This window comes from Herminiimonas glaciei, assembly GCF_042664955.1.
Lineage (GTDB): Bacteria > Pseudomonadota > Gammaproteobacteria > Burkholderiales > Burkholderiaceae_D > Oxalicibacterium > Oxalicibacterium glaciei.
In genome coordinates this window covers 41,350-61,392 of the sequence record NZ_JBHTBU010000001.1, presented here as the reverse complement: position 1 = coordinate 61,392, position 20,043 = coordinate 41,350, and the positions used below count along the sequence as shown (strand labels likewise).

Here is a 20,043-nt window from a genome sequence, read left to right as displayed (position 1 = left end):
AGTTTCTATGGTGTGGTGCCAATAGACTATCACCCATGTCCGGATGGCCGATAATGGCAAGACTCAAAGCAGACATTCAAGAGCAGTCAAAAGCTGTTGGTGTCGACAATTTTTATGGGTAGATGCTCCTGAAGTATCACCGGAGAACGAACAGTTCCGTTTCCGTAACGCTTAAGTTAAACACAGCTAGCTCTGCTTCAGCCTCGACGAAACACTATCTGGAGTAATTTTTTCAGAAGAAGAATCGTCGCAGATAGGGCGAACGCACCACTTACAACGAGCGCCACCACCGTTAACACTATCAGCCAAGGATTTTTCCCATCTCCCAACAGGTTTACGGAAAAAAGAACGCCGTAGAAGATTGCTATTGCAATGGAATAGCGGATAACTATCTTTACTCCAGAGATTGGTTCACTTTCTGCTTGTTTTGCGATGGCAGCAACTGAGCTTTGAGCTGCTGCCACGCCAAAACTGATAACCCTATCAGCGCCGACGCCAATCTTCCTTTTGCGCTCTTCGCGCTGGATTGCTTCTCGGAGTTCCAGTTGCTCTTTCGCTAGGCGAATCCTCGTAATCTCGAGTTCCAGTTGATTCAGTTCATCGCTCATTTGATACCTATATTAAGGCTGAAGGGGTGCTGTAAAGTGTATGGTAGAAGTGGCACTATGGCAATGAACTGCGGTTCAACAGTCATATATGGGCCAAAGAAATTTCCCGACTTACCTATTAATAGTTCGATTTGTTTTGGGACCAAAACAATGCAATCTATTAATGGCTAATAATTAGCGAAATCGAGGGGGGGGGCTGAGTATTAACAATTATTTCGATTAACATTATCGAAAATAGTGTAATTATTTAATCCCAACCGTGAGCAGCACGGTCGTATAAGCATGCAAGTTTTCGAAACGCTGTCGAATATGCTGCCGAGCCGCAGAATCGGTCAGGATATTGTATGAGGAAGGCTTTAATCTTTGGCAATTCCTCTTCACTCCACTTGGTGAACGGCAAGTATTGAGCAATGATTTCAGACGGCAGTCGGTCCAACATATCAGATGCTGTTAGGTGGGCATAATTGCGGCGATAACCTTTGAAAAGACCCTTGGTTTGAAAATCCACCGGAGTCAAGTTAACGTATTTGTCGAGTTGGAAGCCAGAGCGGTCGTATTCCACTTTATTGTGGATACCAGCCTCGTGTAATAGGAAGAATACAGGCAAAAACTTGAGACTCTTAGAAAGCCCAGGCAATGTTTCTTGAATTACTCTTACAGCCTCGTATTCTTTCTCGTTGAAGAGCAAGCTATTGTAAATATCGGCCGTAGTGATGGCAGTATAACCAACATCGCCAAGTAAATTTCGCTCTTGTTCGCGATGCTGTGCAGCTACCCCCAGTCCGACTACAAATTCAATATCTTGTTTTCCTTCAACACTGTCGACATCGACGACGACAAGCTTCCCTTGCGGGTCAGTTGATTTTACAAGCTCGTAAAGTTGCTCTTTGCAATAACGAAGAACCCTTGCCGGTAGCTTTCTTTTTGTGGCTTCAATCGCTTCATATACTCCTATGAATGAAACAGCCTTAATAAGGGTTATAGGAATTTGCACGTGGTCCAAAGCAATTACAGTTTGCGAAATTGAATCATCCGCCCCATCTTCCGTACGCTGTACAAAAATAAGATTGTTGTTGAGTTGCTGAAGCTTATCTTGCCCAATGCATTCGCATACTGCCCGCAACAGTGCAATTATGTTGACGTCGTTGAGCGAGTAGCCCATAAAAATCACAGGGTGCTCAACGAAGATGGTAATCAGCTTCGCCGCTAGGTAGGCGTTGCGGTCATTGAAACCCTTGTAGTCTTCCTGTGTAAGGACCAAGCTACGAGGAGACGTGATGCATCCATGAATTTTATAGATTTCACCAATCGACTGAGGGTTCGAGAAAAGTAACTCGTCCTGACCCACATAGACTTTATAGTCTGGGAAGAGAGACTGAAGAAAAGTATCCCAATTGGTCGTAATGATTCCATCAACGTTAAGACGACCCAGAATAGCTACCTCATCTGCATGGGGACCCTTCGCATGGTCTGCAAGCTTCACACTTTTTAAGTATTCACAGATTTCGGTACGTAGCGGTCCGGTTCGCTCAACGATTTTGGATTTATGTTTTTCTCTGCTTTTTTCGAACGCTGGCGAAGTCCACCACTGCTCGTGAAAATCCTCCGCCATCATTCCAGCAACTTTGGATAAATCGCCATCAGCTGACGAATAATAGTATTCGTATGGCTTAATATGCTCACAGAACCTGCGAAGTAACCCTCCCCAATCTTCAAGTTCTAAATAACGCCTTGATAAACCAGAGCCTGCGAACAAAAACGGGCCCGAACTGTGTTTGGTCAGCATTTGAGTTAGGGATTCTGCAATTGTCATAATTCTCTTTACTTTGGGCAAGGGGCGATAGTCCGAGCAGGATTGGCTATTTTATTGACTAAGGAAGATATTAACAAATAGCAACCTTAGCTGTATCTCTTATAAAGAAATATCGTGGCTAGGCCATTACGCTTCTAGTTCGACTCAATAATCAATACCAAATGGACTGTTTTCCACGAACAAATCTTATTGGCAGTGATAACTTTCCTACATATTTTTAGCCAAATGCGCACACAGCAGCTACCAACTCTCGCTCTGTAAAATGGAGAAATGCAGGTACATCTAACGACAGCTTAGAATTTTAAATTCTTCAGTGCTTCTTTCTTTTTATCTCGTCTGTGAATATGCGTTCGCGCTTCCATCGTTCTTGTGCATCCACCATTCTGTCGGCATCAGAAACCGTTAGGCTGTAACCAGTTACTTCTCACTGCCTTATGTAGATACGGACTGGCCACTGCTCCATGTCAAAAATACGAATTCTGACTCAACGTCAGTAGCAACTCTAAGAATAAACGTTCTCACCAAAGCACCTGACTTTTCCAGAGTTTTTCTACCAACCTCTCACAACTACTCTGACTAGGCAGGTCGAACCGTCTGAAATGTCTAGGATAATCATCGAAGATACGGGCTCGACCCCATCCGTGAATAAAAATCCAACCGGTCTTACCAATTGCTAGGTTTTCTGCAGTTTCGGCAAAACATATAAAGCCCATGGCTATGCTTAGCTCCATACTAACCAGCATAGGTAATTCCATGTCTACAATTTCACTGTCTAAAAACATCAGTACCACCCACAAAGCAGTATCTCAAAGCACTCAGCCGGCAGAGACGCCTTGTACGGGTGAACTCATACTAATACGCGGTTTGCCTGGTAGCGGAAAAAGCCGAATGGGAAATATCCTCTCCTTGATTGGTTTCGAACACTACGAAGCAGACCAATATTTTGTTAAGAATGGCAGCTACCACTACGAAGCCAATAAAGTTCGTGAGGCGCATCTGTGGTGTCAAGCCAAAGTCAGGACAGCTCTCGCCAACAGCAAGCGCGTAGTGGTATGTAACACCTTCACACGCATTTCAGAAATGGAACCCTATTTAGGCTTGACGCCTACTGTCCGCATCTTAGAAGCAAAGGGGAAATGGAAAAATATTCACGGCGTTTCAGCTGAACGCATAAAACAGATGGCCGAAAGATGGGAAAAACTCCCCTCCTCACTCCAACATTTGGCTAGGTAAAATTTACCATTGACCAGTTGGACTCAACCGTTTTTTAAGTCCAACTGCCAAATCTACATGTAGTCAATCGAGGTAACGCGGGTAACAAGGTAACGAGGACTTCGTCTTGTTTGGCCATCCGACAGTAATAGCCCGCACCGCGCGGGTCAAAATTAGCTGGAAACGTCATCTTGAATCGATTCAAGATGACGTTTCCAGCCCAACCATTCCCGCTATTCATTCAGTCTCCTCTTGGCTTGAATTCCATGTGAAACGTAAAGGCCATGGTTTTCCGATGCTCTATTGTCTCAAGATTGAGAACCAGAAACCCCGGCTCAATTCAAACAGGCAGTGGAAACTTTTCGTAGTAAATCAGTAGAACCCTGCGACTCAACCTACGATTTTCCAAATAATTAGAAATTTTTTCAAAAAGGCTAAACACGGGACCTAGACGTTTCTTTATGAGGAGTCATTTCATGAAGGACGTAACAAACTGGGTTTTAGTTGGTAAATTTTGCGAGTTAAAGGGATATTCAGACGACGCCGTACGCGCGAAAATCAAGCGTGGTGAGTGGGAGAAAGACAAGCTATGGCGCAAAGCGCCAGACAATCGAATTGTCATAGATGTAAATGCTGTCAACCAATGGATGGGGGGCAGCAATGTCTAAAGGAATATCAAAATCCAAGGAACTAGCGCAGAAAATTAAAAAAGTCGAATTGAATGTTCTCGTCCAGATGAAAGCAAAAAAATTTCCTGGAACAGAAATTCTTATACCAAAGGGGATTACGGTTCGTAGTGAAAATGGCGTGCAGGTTGAATTTATGTACGAAGGAAAGCGGTGCTACGAAACCATTAAGGGAAGGCCAACCGTCGGTCATGTTTTAGCAGCAATAGAAAAACGAGAGCGCGTCATTCAACTTATTGGCTTGCGAGAATTCGGTTATGAAAAAGAGTTTCCAGACAGCCCTAGAGTTCGCTCTTCGCTTGCAGAAGAAGATGAGTTCACACAACCAAAAATTGGCCAAACTGTGGGAACCGCCCTTGATGCATGGCTCGTTACAGCGACTCCTTCAGTTGGTCACAATGCGGCTAAGGATTACACGAAGGATTCAAGTCTTCTGAAAAAAATCCCTCTTTCTGCACTAACCGGTTCTGAAAGTGCTGTGCTAAAAAACGGTGTCCTCGGCGATTTGCCTGTCGACAAACTTGATGATGTCGCCATCACTAGGCTTATGGCTTGGTTACTGGCAAAACCGGGGGCAAAGCTAGGAACCACGTTAAGCGAAAAGCGAGTCAGAAATATTATGACCCCTCTGCGGGGGGCAATGAACCGACTTGCATTAAAGAGCCTAATAAAACACGACCCGTTCAATCTCGTTCGGCCTGTAAAAAAGCGGAAAACAGTAATTACAAATGCAAGCATTACGATTGAAAGTAACTTAGATGCACCGCTTCCTATCCTGGACGGAAATCCTACACAGGAAGAAGACGTTAGCGTAGAACCTTTTTCCCCTGCGGAAGTGAAAGCAATTTTGTCTCAGTTATCCGGCCCCTTTCTCAACCTCATGACTTTCTGGTTCTGGACTGGTTTACGTACTGGTGAACTTATTGCACTACGTTGGTCTGATGTGGATTGGAAAAGCAAAAAAATATACGTTCGCAGGTCTCTGTCCAGGGGGCATTTGAAGCTTCCAAAGTTTGACAAAAAACGGTGGGTGACACTTTGCGAACCAGCATTTAAGGCTCTCGAAGAGCAGTTTAAATTTTCAGGCGACGGAGATGGATGGGCTTTCCCGAACCCATATACTGAAAAAATGTGGGCAAACGAATCGAAAATTCGAACACGTTTTGCTAAAGCTTTAGAGTTAGCAGGAGTTCGTTATCGGCGCCCATATAACTGCCGTCATACGTATGCATCGACTATGCTGTCAGCTGGTGAAAATCCGATGTACGTCGCGCAGCAAATGGGCCACAAGGATTGGAGTATGCTTATTAAAGTCTATGGAAGATGGATTGAAGACGTCGACCTTCAAGCTGGACAACGGATTGCGAAGATGCAAGAAACGCTGTGGTCAGAGATGGCTGAGCTCGTGCGTAGTAGGCAAATGAAGTCCGAGGACGACCATACTGACAAGGTAGGAAATGATGGTGATGCGGTGACAGACGATGAGGAATTGGAGTTTTAAATCAATGTTTAAAAACAACTAGTTATTGATTTTTTGAAAGAGCCGCACAGCGGCTCTTTTTTGTGTGGCTCATGGTCCGGCAAGCTGGTCAAATGCTTTTTGATTTTTCCAGCCTATCTACGTACCATCTAATTTCATCCGAAAGTTGTCACTTTTTGCAAGAAGGATACTCACCCCGGAAAGATTGCATTTACATCAATAAATAATTTCCGTAATTTTCACGTCAAATGAACAATGCGACAAATTTGCGACAAAAATTGAAGAACGACCTGAACCCCGCATAAAGTCTAGAGCTGGACGCGGGTTCGATTCCCGCCGCCTCCACCAAGAACTCGTTTAAAGACATCCAAAGAAGTACAAGAAACCGCATTTCTCCCTCTGAGAATGCGGTTTTTTCGTTTAGAGACGTCCAAAGCGGAATATTGACATCCAGAACATACAGGGGGTAAATTCGGGGGTACCACTACCCTCCCGCTAAATCGATACCCCCACATGCCTTTAACCAACATTTCCGTTAAAAATACCAAACCTGGCGAGAAGCCTATTAAGTTGTTTGATGGAGGCGGCCTATTTCTACACATTGCGCCGAGTGGGGGTAAATCGTGGAGACTAAAGTACCGATTTGGGGGTAAGGAGAAACTTCTCACGTTTGGCACTTATCCAGAAATCACCCTAAGTGAAGCTCGAGAGCAGCGAGATCAAGCGCGCAAACTATTGGCCACCGATATAGATCCTGGAGAGAATAAAAAGGCTCAAAAAGCTGCACTTCAAGAAAATAGCGAAAATACTTTCGAGATGATCGCTAGGGAATGGTTTGGCAAGTTTGCGCCGAGCTGGGCACAAAACCATTCCGAGAAAATTATCCGCAGACTGGAAAGAGATATCTTTCCATGGATTGGAAAATCTCCCATTTCAGAAATTAAGGCTCCTGAGCTTTTAATGGCACTCCGCAGAGTAGAGAATCGGGGCGCTACTGAGACTGCTCATCGCGCCCTACAAAATTGCGGCCAAATTTTTCGTTATGCAATTGCGACCGGCCGAACAGAACGAGACCCTACTATTGCCTTACGAGGTGCCATTCCTCCAAGTAAAGTCAAACACCACTCATCAATTATTGAGCCCAAGGCCATCGGTGAGCTACTTCGGGCAATTAAGGGGTATCAAGGAACTCTGATAACAAAATGCGCTTTGCAACTAGCGCCCCTTTTCTTTGTCCGGCCTGGCGAACTACGAAAGGCGGAATGGAGTGAGTTCAACTTTGAAACTCTAGAATGGCGCATCCCTGCAGAACGAATGAAAATGGGGGAATTGCATATTGTTCCGCTTTCCACACAAGCCATTATAGTTTTGCGCGAACTCCAGCCTCTGACAGGCAATGGCCGTTACGTCTTCCCTGGCGCAAGAACTAATGGCCGACCAATGAGTGAAAACACAGTTAATGCGGGCCTTCGCCGCTTGGGATATACAAATGATCAAATGACGGGTCATGGCTTTAGAAGCATGGCTAGTACACTACTAAATGAGCAAGGTTGGCATCGGGATGCCATTGAACGGCAATTAGCGCATGCAGAAAGGAATTCTGTTCGTGCGGCCTACAACTATGCTGAACATTTACCAGAACGCCGGAGAATGATGCAAGCATGGGCTGATTTTTTGGACAAACTAGAAGAAAATTCAACCATCGTTTCGATCAAAGCAGCATAGCTCCTCCAACAGTATTAAAAAACAATGTTCTAAATTTCCATGTCTTAGGCAAACCAGCTCGAGCATCCGATGACAGTTCCCGCCTGAAGTGCGCAGTTATTTTTCTAGAAAGCGGTAGCAGCACAATGATCCGGCATTTTTTCGGAGGTTCGGGAAGTTAACGGCATAAACAGTGGGTGACCTCGAGGCGATGCAGCTCAATTAATCTATATTCTAAACAGAGTGGACACGTATGAAAGTTGAAAATACGCTGGTTCGACCCAAAAACAAGAAGCGTTGCGCAATATGGACTGGGACGCAATGGGAAATTTGGCCCGTTTCGGCCGCTTATCCACACCGCAAAACCGCGTTAGTAAGGTGCTACGAGTGTCATGGCCCTATAATTTTGATGAGGGAGAGCCAAAATGGACGGAACGAGGCTCACTTCGAACATCGTCCGGCGCACCCTGGATGTCCCCTAGCCTACAAACAATACTGCGGAACATCATCACTTCATCCGCAGGCCGTCGGCACTCCACAGAATTCCAATCAACATGCTTTTACCGACCACATTTCAGACGAAGCTGCGGAAGAGATCATCGGCTCTGTCGGTAGTACAGAGAGAGAGCAGCTCTTACTGGCCCGTGTTGGTCAAGGAGAATTTAGGAAAAAACTTCTGACGCGATGGAAAACTTGCAGTGCCCTAGGCTGCGGTCCTCAGACCGCGTTAATTGCGTCGCACATAGTATCTTGGCGCACCTGCGAGAACAATAACGAGCGCCTTGATCCCGATAATGGCCTGCTTCTAAGTCCAAATCTAGATAAGCTTTTTGACCGCAAAATGATTTCATTTACAGATAAGGGACGCCTGCTAGTCAGTCTCAGTCTCGACCTGAACGATGCGATGCTCTTGGGTCTGCGCCAGGATATACAACTTCGCAGTGTGCCTAATGGGATTAAAAAGTATCTAGCTCGGCACCGAGAAGGTTTAAAGTGGCGTGAACTCCCCTTTTAACAGGGAATGGATAGCTCGTTAAATATGACGTTGGCTGTCCACGTCTAGCTGGAATGTGATCCGTCTCCCGTAACCAGGCGAAATGACTCGCTGGCGAAGATTATTTCGCCTCCTGCAATCCGTGTTGCGCAAGCTGATGGTGTACACAATTCGAGGCAGCTGATTACCAGAATTGCAGTCAAGCCGGAAACATCCGTTACTGAGTTTCGGGGTACATTCCACCTAATACACGTGCACACAAAAAAATGAACAAAGATGCCCATCTCAAGATATCCGATAGAGTCTCGCTCACGTCAACTCCCGCTCCGAGAGGGTTTATCGAGCCACATGCGACCTTACTGCGACAGCCGGTGGATGGCCAGCCGCTATACAAGGTCATGCGGGCTGAGCATCTAATAAACTCCATCGCTAATTCGTATCTGCACTTCAATCGCGTCGATAGCTATCGCGATTTCGATAAAGCCGACGCACTAGACGGTGCGCAGCTTCCCGCTGATCGGGTGTTAAATGCAACCATCGGCTTCGAAAAGGCACCGACCTTTACTGCGGAACATTATTACGACCAAAGTCGGGCTCGAACTTATGCTTGCTGCTTCGCACTCGAGAACAACGCACATATCTGGCAGCATTATGGCTCTGGTAGCGATCACGGACGTGTTGCTGTTGTCTTCGATTTCACTTGGCTACGACAGCACCTCAATGCGCAGCTGATGCCGGGCACAAGCGGACTGATGCTAAACGATGTTCCTTTACGACAAATTTTCTCGATCAATTATGGAGTCGTCGATTATGTGGACACTGACCAACACAGGCTCAACAGCCAGCAGCTCCCAAACCCGATTCTCTATAGCTACCTTAAAGCCGAACGCTTTCGTGCCGAGCACGAGTTGCGTGTCTCACTCAGCGCAATCGGCATGGGTAGACTCTCCTTGAACGGCAAGGCCATAGAACTCCCGCCAAGCCTCCACATGGCATTCGACTTCCGAACAGCAATCGCCGGTGGAGGAATAATTTCCATAGATACAGGGGCCGACTGCGATCGAGCGTGGTTCGGCAAAGAACTCGACAAACTTAGAATAAGAGGAACGTAATCCACGCCCTCGAAAAAAAATCCTCGACAGAGCTATCTAGTATGCAGCACACCGTTACACACTTCTACATCAACCTCTTTCCAAGTAGAATTACTATCAAATTGTCAATTATCACTGCTAGTAGAGGGAAACAATGGCGTCCGATGTTACTGCCTATCGATCAGTGAAAATTGATTCTCAAAGTAACTCATCATGTGAAGTTTCAATTGTCTAGCTGTACCTGATAAATAAGGCCATGAACAACAATCAAAGCAAACAACAGCCGGAATTCGTCAAGGCACGCTGGCTACGCGACCTAATTCGCTTTGCCCCCTTAAAAAGTCAGTTTGTACTATCCGGAAACGTTCGCGACTTACAAGCATGTGAAGTGGCCCCAGGAATTGTGACAGCACAACCTTTAACCGACACTTTATGCGATGGTTTAAGAGAGATTGGGTATACACAACTGGTGGTTTGGAATCCATTAATAGGCTTCTCTGTCAATGCCCGTACTGACAGCCAAGAATCGCGCGATACTATTTTGAATAGCCTAGGTTTAACACCTAGCAATGGTGTTGCCCCAGGTGGAATAGATATACTCAGCACTACCTTAGAACGTATAGTCTCATTTGCTGAGGCACCGATGGCTTTAATCATCGATTTTGCTTCTCGCTTGACGGTCCGCACTGAATCACTTAATGCGGCGGAACATAACCTTTTTACACGCGCAATAGTACTAGGTCACGCAGCTCAACCTCGCCCTCACGGAGAACAACGACGTCCATTCTTTAATACGGTTATTTGGATCGTCGACAAGGAAGGAGATGTTCCAGATTGGCTTCTAATCGACAACCCGCGGATTCGCCATATCCCCATCTCAAAACCCGATAATCTTGCACGCCGTGCGCTATCCAACGCGCTCCTTCGCGGAGTCCCTGGCTTCCAAAACGCCTCTACTGAAGCTTATGCTGAGGCCGAGCGTGCTTTCGTCGATGGTACGGAAGGTCTCTTCCTTTCAGATATGAATGCTATTGCGACGCTAGCCCGAGTAGAAAACGTAGGCATTGAGAAGATTGCTGATGCAGTTCGTCGTTATAAAGTTGGCGTTACTGAAGACCCCTGGCTTCAGATTGAACGTAATAAGATTCAGAATGCAGAAGTAGAAATTCGCAAACGTGTCAAAGGCCAAGCACATGCAGTTACCCATATGCTGGATCTTGTTAAACGTGCGATGACTGGATTAGGATCGCAGCGTAAGGGAGGGCGCCCACGCGGAGTAGCGTTTCTCGCAGGTCCCACTGGAGTCGGGAAAACCGAGCTAGCCAAGACCATTACCAGCCTATTATTCGGTGACGAAAGTGCTTACATTCGTTTCGACATGTCGGAATTCAGCGCAGAACACGCAGATCAACGTCTAATTGGTGCACCGCCCGGATATGTAGGTTACGACGTTGGTGGAGAACTCACTAATGCCATCCGCGAAAAGCCATTTAGCGTAGTTCTGTTCGACGAAATCGAGAAAGCCCATCCGCGTATCTTAGACAAATTTCTACAAATTCTAGACGATGGCGTATTAACCTCCGGGAGAGGAGATCGCGTCTACTTTTCCGAAGCATTAATCATTTTCACTTCAAATCTAGGCATCTATCGCCAAGGAGATCTGGGGAAACGAGTACCGAACGTACTACCTGGCGAACCTTTTGAACATGTACAGGAAAAGGTATTAAGTGAAATCCAGGATCACTTCAAGCTAATACTAAATCGGCCCGAAATCCTTAACCGAATCGGCGAAAATATCATTGTCTTTGACTTCATTCGCCAAGATGTTGCCGAACAAATTTTTGACCAAATGGTCCGAGCTATTTTGGACGATATCTCAGCACAAGGCATTTCGATTGAGATCCAAGAGACTTTTATGTCAATACTAAAAAAGCGATGCTTGAGTGATTTATCAAACGGCGGCCGTGGTATTCGCAATCAAATTGAGGCACATCTCATCAATCCACTAGCGCGAGGATTGTTTGACCAAAATGCGCAAGCAGAGGATCGATTTACTTTGAGTGGATACGACTCCGACGCACTACAGTTGCACAAGCTGTAGTTCATGAACATACGAATTTCTCGCCTTCACTTCCCGGTCACCACGTTAGGACCAGGTCAGCGCATTGGCATTTGGCTTCAAGGGTGTAGCATCCATTGTCCCGGTTGTATCTCAGCCGATACTTGGGCCACAAATACCGGCGAAACAACCGTTGAAACTGTTCTTGAACATATAGCTCCTTGGATTTCCTCTGCGAACGGCATCACTATTTCCGGCGGCGAACCGTTTGATCAGGCCGAGGCACTGCTCAAATTACTGCAAAGTCTACGTCGCCGTACCGCAATAGACATTCTCGTCTACAGTGGCCATACCTTTGAACACATCGCACCGATATTAGAAAAAGCAGCAGGCCTAATCGATGCCTTGATATCTGATCCGTTTGAACTCCATACCGCAAACTCACTACCACTTAGAGGTAGTGATAATCAAAGCTTGCATCTTCTAACAATGTTGGGACGTGACCGATTTAGTCAGTATGAACGACCGCTAGCTGACAGCGACAAATCGTTAGATGTCATGTTCGATCAGGACGGCAGCATTTGGTTTGCCGGCATACCTCAACGAGGTGATTTCCATCGCCTAAAAGAGCTCTTAACAGATCAGGGACACCAGATACTGATTAGTGCCGATAAGACGAGCGATTAGTAATACAGAAAAAATAGAGGATTAGTAGACATGATGCGTTTTTGTCCAAATTGCAAAACCGAACGATCCGTCCAGGAATGGTTCTGCGAAGGTATTGTTGATAATGCACCTTGTAACTGGGAGCTATCTGCAATCGCAATTAGGGAGAATGGATATCGTCCACAAGAACTAGTAACGGAAGAAGACAAAGAACAGCGACAAAGGATTTTATCCGCATCGTCCATCTTACGTTGCGCAAACGGCCATCTGATGAATCAGGGTGACTTAATGTGCTTGGATTGCGGTGCAGATCCAAGTTCTGTTATTCCACCTGAGCTAGAACAAGATGCGACAGCGCCGGGAGAAGACTCTGAAGAACAAGCAACTGCAGAAGAAACGCAAATCGATGGCTGGCGATTACTGAAACGCATTTCCAATGCAGATAGCGTACGCGAACGCTATGTTTGCCAGCATATTGATACAAATAGAAGTGCCGTTCTGACGTTATATCGCCCCGGCGCAGAACCTGATCCGGCGGTATATGAAGTCGTTGCCTATCTCCCCAAAGAACATGTTCCCGAGATAATTACTACAGGGCGATGGGATGGGCGAGCCTATGAAGTGACTGAAGAATTAAGCCAAGGTTCTTTTGCCAACATAGACATCGAGTTCAGTAACCTAAGTACTATCCGAAATGTCGTTTCCGAGCTCGGAAAAATCTTAAACTCCTTCTCGGAAGCAGGACTGCGTCATCGAGATCTCCGTCCTGAGACACTATTTGTTCGGAACCGCACTCCATTAGACCTTGTTATTGGCGGATTCGGGTCAGCACGTTTAGCTGAATTCGATCTGGATATTGTCGCACCACTCGAAACGACCCGTTACATGGCTCCGGAAACAGTTGCCGGAGGTGTCGCCGCGGCCTCAGATTGGTGGAGCTTAGGTATGATTTTGCTCGAGAAGCTCACCAATGGTGCGTGCTTTAAGGAGACCAATCTTCACGCCTTTCTGATTCACGTTGTCACCAATGGTGTGCCACTCCCATCCGATTTAGATCCGCAAATTCATTTGCTGTTGCGCGGTCTACTAGCACGTGACCGTCATGAACGTTGGCAATGGCCGCAAGTACAAGCGTGGCTAGATGGTAAGGATATACAAGCCCCCACAATAAGAGAAGTAGATGTCGATAGTGAAGAAGGCAACAGCATTTCTCTTGGCTCCCAACGATTCCGTAAGCCGCCCATTTTTGCCTTAAAGGCAGCAGAGAAAGAGCACTGGAACGAGGCAAAAGATCTCCTTAGTCGCGGTGTACTGATTACTTGGGCAGAACAAGCCGGCTTATCTAGCAAGGCAATAACGGGCCTACGACAGCTGATGCAGCAGATTGAAATTGATGACGACTGTCGCTTAATGATTGCCTTAAAGCTTCTCAATCCGGAACTTCCGTTAATTTTGCGCGGAGAAATCGTTAATCCCGGATGGCTGCTGCAGAATGCACTAGAAGCCTACGATCTCATTACTGGCCCTGTACCTTCTTTTTTGGAACGACTGGGAACTGAACAATGGATTTCTGGATTGAGCTCGCGTGCTGCGCTTGTTCGACAGCGCGCTGCCAGTTTAAGTATTGAACTGAGCGAAGAAAATGTCCGTATTTTTCTTCTTTCTACATCGCGTGCACGACTAGCGGCCATGTGGGAACAAACTCGACAACTTTTGCCCGACTCTAATCATCCTGGGCTATTGTCTTTATCAGAGAAAAGGACGATCAGTGAAGAGGATCTAATAGTCTTGTTGAGTGCAGCTATTTCTCAATTTCGTTCGGTTGAAACAATATTGAATGAGGCCAAGCAAATAGCAGACAGAGAAAATATCCTTAGTTTTGATAAGGAAACCGCACGATCTACTTTAGCGTTAAGTCGTGCCGAACTATTTCGGAAAGTCGATGATCGAATTGCCGGCTTTGCACGTACTGGGAAAAGGCTAATTGATGATTTGGCAGAACAGTTCCGCCTTGAGCGTCGCTTGTCGCTGCATGAAGCCATACTCCTATTAGCCATTCCAGTAGATCAATGGCTTGAGCCACAGAAACAGCAATACGTATCTCATCTTCTTGATTTTTTTGAGAAGAAAGTATCTTCCTCAGTCATGCGTGGACCATTAGTACGAATGACTATCGGTAAATCTGTAGGTCGGGCCGATCTTATGGAAATGAATAGTTCGCGCCATAATGGGCCTATGTTGCTAGACCATCTGCTGCAGCGTAATTCTCAATCAGTTCAATTAGATCCAGCACTCTTTGCTGACCATCTCGGTTTGGAATCGCGACTTCACGCGTTGTATCGTCAAACGTCAGTCTATAAACGAGATACTGGTATCGATGGCCTGTATATGGGTTTTCCGTTTTTAGCTATAAAGGACAGTCGCGCCAAAGTTCGTCCAAGAATCGCTCCAGTATTACTATGGCCAATTAAATTGCTCATGGAACTGGGGACTCGATCCCAAATTTCATTGGCTTTTGATTCGGAACGCGAGGAGATCAGAATTAATCCTGCCTTGGAGGGTTTGCTTGGCCGCGAGACGGTTAAAACTTGGCGTGCTGCAGCCGACGAAGTGTTGGGACGTTCAACACTGAAAATCGCCGATGTTATGGACGCATTTGGTCTACTGGCACCAGTCGAACAGCGCCAACTTAGGGTGCTACCACCACCAACTTACGAGATTCCGCCCGGGACCACTCAACTAGTTTGTTCCGCTGTTTTGTTTCATGTAACTTTTAGCGGCCAAGCTATAGGCGAAGATCTGAGACAACTAAAGGTTCTATCACCCTCTGGCACCGCATTGGAATCTATGTTGCGCTTGAAGGAAAAAGCGCAATATGAGGCGCCAGTGCCATCAGTGGCAGAAATAGACCGCTACCTGACAGTAGCTAGCGATCCGTCTCAAGAGTCAGCCATACTAAAGGCACGTCAAGGTCCAGGTCTTTTGGTAGAGGGGCCACCTGGAACAGGTAAGAGCCAAACCATCGTCAATATGGTCGCGGATGCCATTGGCCACAAAAAAAGTTTGCTCATTGTCTGTCAAAAGCACGCAGCACTGGAAGTCGTATACAAGCGCCTAGTTGCCGAAGGATTAGGTGACCGAATCATCATGGTCAACGATGTCAATAAGGACCGTGAACCTACAATTCGCACGATACGAGAACAACTAGATAGTATTTTTAAAGGCTCGTCGTTTGACAACGGTTGGTCAAAACAACGTGAGCGTGTCGCAGCCAAAATTGAAGCACTGGAAGGCGAATTAGATCGATTGCATCGCGCACTTCACAACGTAGATCAAGCAACTGGCTTGAGCTATCGCACCCTATTAGGTGAGTTAATCCAACTGGAAGCCGGTACGCCACCTTTAAACATGCCGCAGTTGAGAAGCAAACTTTCATCGTTAGACCCTGCATCCCTTACCACTGTTGAAGAACAATGTTCTCCCTTGGCACGTTACTGGCTTCCCGCTAAATTTGAAGGCAGTGCTTTAGCGCAATTGAAGTCATTTTCCGCCGACTCGGCAACTATTGATGAATTTAAAGTCGTTTTTATAGCCTTTCTAGATGCGGAACAACATCGTATTCAGGTACTGAATGAGCACCCTGCGCGATTCGATGTTGATGATCCAGAACCCTATCGTACTTGGCTTAAGCAAAATGCAGCTCGATTGGCTGGTTTGGATGAGACTCAACGTAAGCGGCTTGCACAATGGCTTCCGCTATTCCGTCCTTCCGACAGGAAGGATACTCCTGGCCATCTTCATTACGCAGCGCTCCAAGGTCTGCGTCATGAATTAATATCCATCAATAGCATTGGGTATAACGATGCCATGTCGACGTCACTAGCTCAAACAACTAACCTTGAGCTAATAGAGCGTATAAAACAAGCCACACTGGCCGTGCGTCCGGCTACATTCCTTAGTCGTTTGAATCCTGCTACGTATATTCGCCGAAAAAAATTATTGAAGTTCATTATTCGCACCGGCTCCACCGTTGAAGTAGATTCCATCAATAAGCTACTCGCAGCAGCACTTCTGGAACAGCAGTGGCGTCCCCTTCGTCAGAAGCTTAATACAATAGCGGAGACATTACTGATGGAGAAAGTCACGGCCGCCTGCGGTCCAACATTAGCCGATGAATGCCTAACTCGTCTTCGCAAACTTGAAGAAGTCCGAGAATTAGCGCAGCATTTAGCAGTTGCTCCCCGCTGCGACGAATTTGAAGAAGCTGTCATGACAGGAGACCGTGCTCCCGTTGAGCAACTCCTAGACGGCTTCGAGCGCGCCTTTATACGATACGCCGCTCGTCAATTAAGCTTGAAAAATCTGGCTCTACTACATGACTGGTTCTCCACAGACCTGATAGATCAATGTCATCAGTCTATCCAGCACAACCTCGAAGATCGTACCGTTCTCAATCGAATTCACGATGCACTACCCACATTAGCGGCCTATCAGCAATTCCGTACACGCTCCCAAAACTTGAGCAAAGATACGCTCGAAGTCTTTGCGACAATGCGGCACAATGAATTCCTTTTTAATAACGTCCCGCTAGAATCACTTGATGGCGAAGTCCGCCGCATTGTCAATCGTGAAGCCCGTTTGGGCTGGAAGCGCCGAATGGAACAGAATAATCCCGAACTTCTGTTAGAACAGACGGAAACAGTCGCCAAGGTCCAATCGTTAGCTACGGCTGATGAAGAAATGCGGAGGCTCAATCGTGATGTGCTACGAGAGGGTATTGATCGCAACAATATTGCAACGGCAAAACAATGGGAAGATGTCACCAGACTGCGAGGGCAGCGGTCGCGGCGCCTACGTGAATTCATTGAATCAGGCGCCAGTATGGGTTTAATGGCTTTACGTCCGATCTGGCTTATGAATCCAGACGTTGCTAGCCGTGTACTCCCACTAAAAACTGGCCTATTTGATTCAATTGTATATGATGAAGCTTCACAGATGCCTGTTGAATATGCGTTACCTACGCTCTTTCGCGGCAATGTTGCAATAGTCAGTGGCGATGAAAAGCAAATGCCACCTAGCTCCTTCTTCTCTGGTCGCACTGATAACGACGAGGCTGAGCTTTTCGATGGCGAACAACCCAATGACGATGCTAGCGAAGAAGAAAAAGAGCAGTTTGAAGAAACATGGAATCGTCGCGAAATTAAGGATTGTCCTGATCTCCTACAGTTGGCAAGAACAGCGCTTCCCATAACAACACTTCAAATTCACTACCGGTCAGTTTATCGTGAATTAATAGGCTATTCGAATGCAGCATTTTACGAGAACAATCTAAACGTTCCAGCACGACATCCTGATGCCACGATCCAAGAGATCAAACCTATCGAAATGATCCAAGTCAACGGGTTGTACGATAAGCAAACTAATGCTGAAGAGGCAGACCGTGTAGTAGCTTACTTGGCGGATCTCTGGAAAAAGCCATATATGGATCGCCCATCCGTGGGTGTAGTGACTTTCAACCTAAAGCAAGCCGAGCTAATTGAAGAAAAATTGGAGTTATTTGCTGAAGAGAATCCTGCATTCCGTACCGCTTATCAGGAAGAATCTATGAGAAGCGACGGCGGTGAGGATATGGCCGTCTTCGTAAAGAATGTGGAGAATGTACAAGGTGACGAACGTGATGTAATCGTATTCTCTACGACCTTTGGTCGCAATGGTCAAGGTGCATTCAAACGCTTCTTCGGCGTATTAGGACAGAAAGGTGGAGAACGACGGCTAAATGTAGCAGTAACTCGAGCACGCCAAAAGGTCGTTTTGGTAACCTCAATGCCAATCCATGAAATATCGGACATGCTTAGCACCCAACGTAAGCCAGCTATTCCTAGAGATTATCTGCAAGGCTATATGGAATATGCTCGCACCATGTCAAACGGCGATCTTCCATCTGCCCTCTCTTTGTTAAAACGAATGCATAGTGAACGGGTAAATGCACGCTTGGAACAAGGAAAAAAATTGGATGGCTTTGCTACGGATGTTCTCTCATATTTACACTCGATTGGTTTCAATCCAGTAGTCGCACAGGAAGGCGACGCCTTCAGTCTAGACTTTGCTATTGCAGACTCACACACAGGTCTTTATGCCATTGGTATTGAGTGCGATGCACCGCGCCACGAGTTATTACACCGCGCGCGAGCGCGAGATATCTGGCGTCCTTCTGTCTTGAGCCGTGCAATCCCTCGTCTCCATCGTATCTCATCGCAAGCTTGGTATCACGAAAATTCGTCCGAAAAAGAGCGCTTGAAATCAGCTATCGAATCAGCTCTTCAGAAGGAACTAACATGAGCGGCCCCAAAGTTGTACGTATTGTTACTCGCGAAGAAATAATTTCTATCTGTGAGGGACATCTGCGTCGCCTAGACCAGACCATTGCAATGTGGAGCAACGATGGCAAAAGGATTAAGGAACTAACTGATGAAGAAATCGCTACGACGCTGCATCGCAGAAAGGCTTTTGATATCCTGTTAAAACAAGACGCATTCATGGATTTACAAAAGAAAGTTCCTGATGAAATTGCGTTTCTAACCGCTGATCTTGATCGACGCCATCGAATAGCCTCCGAAAAAGCAGTACAAGAGCGAAAACGCCATCGCCATGGGCGAGATAGTGCCTCAACGTTAATACAGATGCTTGAGGCTCGAGATATTGCCATTCCGACAAAACTATATGAAGAACTAAGAACGCTAGCTGCTGGCAAAGCCGCCCCCAATATGGACACCATCCTTGCGCGCGGATTTTCATTACTTACGACGCCCTTTAGCAGCAAAGACTTGTCTGAAGCACAGCGTACAGCAGCAGAAGCTCTCATGGTTGGATTAGAGAAACAAGATTTCACGACTTGGAAAGCAACGCATGTTCCCCTTACCCAGAACCCAAGAATAGCGCGCATTGATCAACAGATTGCTGAACTCGAGATGCTTTTGGGCAGCGATCGAACAGCAAACTATATTGAAAGATTGAGCAAAGTTGAGAAGATGGAAGTCAGTTCAAAACAAAACCTCATCTTGGATAGCTTAATTTTAGACTTGGCCGCCGATCTGGAGAGCGCCCGAACATATCGGTCCACTATGACTGAATTGAGAGCGCTTGTCGCAGAACTGCAGGCCCATGATCTAACTACAACAACACTACTCGAACGCATTGAAGCTTGTAAGCCATTGATGTCTTTACAGGCGATAACTGAACTCACAGATGAATGCAGAACATTAATTGCCCAGGCTCGGCAACGCAAGGAAGCAGAGGCGCGGCGCCAGGTTATCCTACAAGGGCTGGCGCAGCTAGGCTACGAAATCAGCGAAGGAATGGAAACTGCTTGGGCTACAGATGGTCGAGTTGTCGCAAAAAAAGCCGCGCTACCTGGCTATGGCGTCGAAATTGGAGGAAATGCTCAGAATGGCCGTTTACAGGTAAGGGCCGTGGCGTTAGAGGCCGACAGAGATATCAGTCGAGATAAGGACGTTGAGACTATTTGGTGCGGAGAATTTTCAAAGTTGCAGGGATTACTTGCGGACCGCGGTGACAATCTTGCTATTGAACGTGCTCTGGGTGTAGGAGTTGTGCCTTTAAAAGTAGTGGCCGGAACACTGCAAAGCAATCTACAAGAAATAAAGAATTTTGATCTGGCAAAAAAAACCTGAGTCTATGCCTTCTTTATGCTTGGAGTAACGTAGATAAAA

The 20,043-nt window shown here is 46.4% G+C and carries 12 protein-coding genes; 10 read left to right on the top strand and 2 right to left on the bottom strand.

Annotated features, from left to right (window positions below; translation table 11 throughout):
* Positions 1 to 197: 197 nt before the first annotated feature.
* Complete coding sequence (locus ACFQPC_RS00270; protein WP_382269674.1) at positions 198 to 608, bottom strand: hypothetical protein; 411 nt, start codon at positions 606 to 608, stop codon at positions 198 to 200.
* 247 nt (positions 609 to 855) lie between these two features.
* Entirely contained in the window at positions 856 to 2,421 is a 1,566-nt protein-coding gene (locus tag ACFQPC_RS00265) for an SIR2 family protein (RefSeq protein WP_382269673.1), read from the bottom strand.
* A gap of 753 nt (positions 2,422 to 3,174) precedes the next feature.
* On the opposite strand from ACFQPC_RS00265, the gene ACFQPC_RS00260 reads away from it, so the two are divergent.
* The 10 genes from ACFQPC_RS00260 to ACFQPC_RS00215 all read left to right on the top strand — a co-directional run bounded on the left by ACFQPC_RS00260 (position 3,175) and on the right by ACFQPC_RS00215 (position 20,004).
* Complete coding sequence (locus ACFQPC_RS00260) at positions 3,175 to 3,654, top strand: ATP-binding protein (protein WP_382269672.1); 480 nt, start codon at positions 3,175 to 3,177, stop codon at positions 3,652 to 3,654.
* A 455-nt stretch (positions 3,655 to 4,109) separates the two neighbouring features.
* On the top strand, positions 4,110 to 4,301 hold the full coding sequence (locus ACFQPC_RS00255; protein ID WP_382269671.1) for an excisionase: 192 nt from the start codon (positions 4,110 to 4,112) through the stop codon (positions 4,299 to 4,301).
* A complete protein-coding gene (locus ACFQPC_RS00250) occupies positions 4,294 to 5,820 on the top strand; it encodes a tyrosine-type recombinase/integrase (RefSeq protein WP_382269670.1) in 1,527 nt (508 codons plus the stop codon). The genes ACFQPC_RS00255 and ACFQPC_RS00250 overlap by 8 nt, the downstream gene beginning before the upstream one ends.
* A 492-nt stretch (positions 5,821 to 6,312) precedes the next feature.
* Positions 6,313 to 7,524 (top strand): tyrosine-type recombinase/integrase, encoded by a 1,212-nt coding sequence (locus ACFQPC_RS00245; RefSeq protein ID WP_124573341.1) that lies wholly within the window; start codon positions 6,313 to 6,315, stop codon positions 7,522 to 7,524.
* Between the two features lie 232 nt (positions 7,525 to 7,756).
* Positions 7,757 to 8,518 carry an HNH endonuclease gene (locus ACFQPC_RS00240; protein ID WP_124573340.1) on the top strand — a complete coding sequence of 254 codons (762 nt, stop codon included), beginning with the start codon at positions 7,757 to 7,759 and terminating at the stop codon, positions 8,516 to 8,518.
* A 245-nt stretch (positions 8,519 to 8,763) separates the two neighbouring features.
* The gene (locus tag ACFQPC_RS00235; protein ID WP_124573339.1) at positions 8,764 to 9,609 is read left to right on the top strand and encodes a hypothetical protein; all 846 of its coding nucleotides are present in this window, start codon (positions 8,764 to 8,766) and stop codon (positions 9,607 to 9,609) included.
* Positions 9,610 to 9,844: 235 nt separating this feature from the next.
* A complete protein-coding gene (locus ACFQPC_RS00230) occupies positions 9,845 to 11,689 on the top strand; it encodes an AAA family ATPase (RefSeq protein ID WP_124573338.1) in 1,845 nt (614 codons plus the stop codon).
* A gap of 3 nt (positions 11,690 to 11,692) precedes the next feature.
* Entirely contained in the window at positions 11,693 to 12,334 is a 642-nt protein-coding gene (locus tag ACFQPC_RS00225) for a 4Fe-4S single cluster domain-containing protein (protein ID WP_124573337.1), read from the top strand.
* Between the two features lie 30 nt (positions 12,335 to 12,364).
* Entirely contained in the window at positions 12,365 to 18,652 is a 6,288-nt protein-coding gene (locus ACFQPC_RS00220; RefSeq protein ID WP_124573336.1) for an AAA domain-containing protein, read from the top strand.
* Complete coding sequence (locus ACFQPC_RS00215; RefSeq protein ID WP_124573335.1) at positions 18,649 to 20,004, top strand: hypothetical protein; 1,356 nt, start codon at positions 18,649 to 18,651, stop codon at positions 20,002 to 20,004. Before ACFQPC_RS00220 ends, ACFQPC_RS00215 begins: the two co-directional genes overlap by 4 nt.
* Positions 20,005 to 20,043 lie beyond the last annotated feature (39 nt).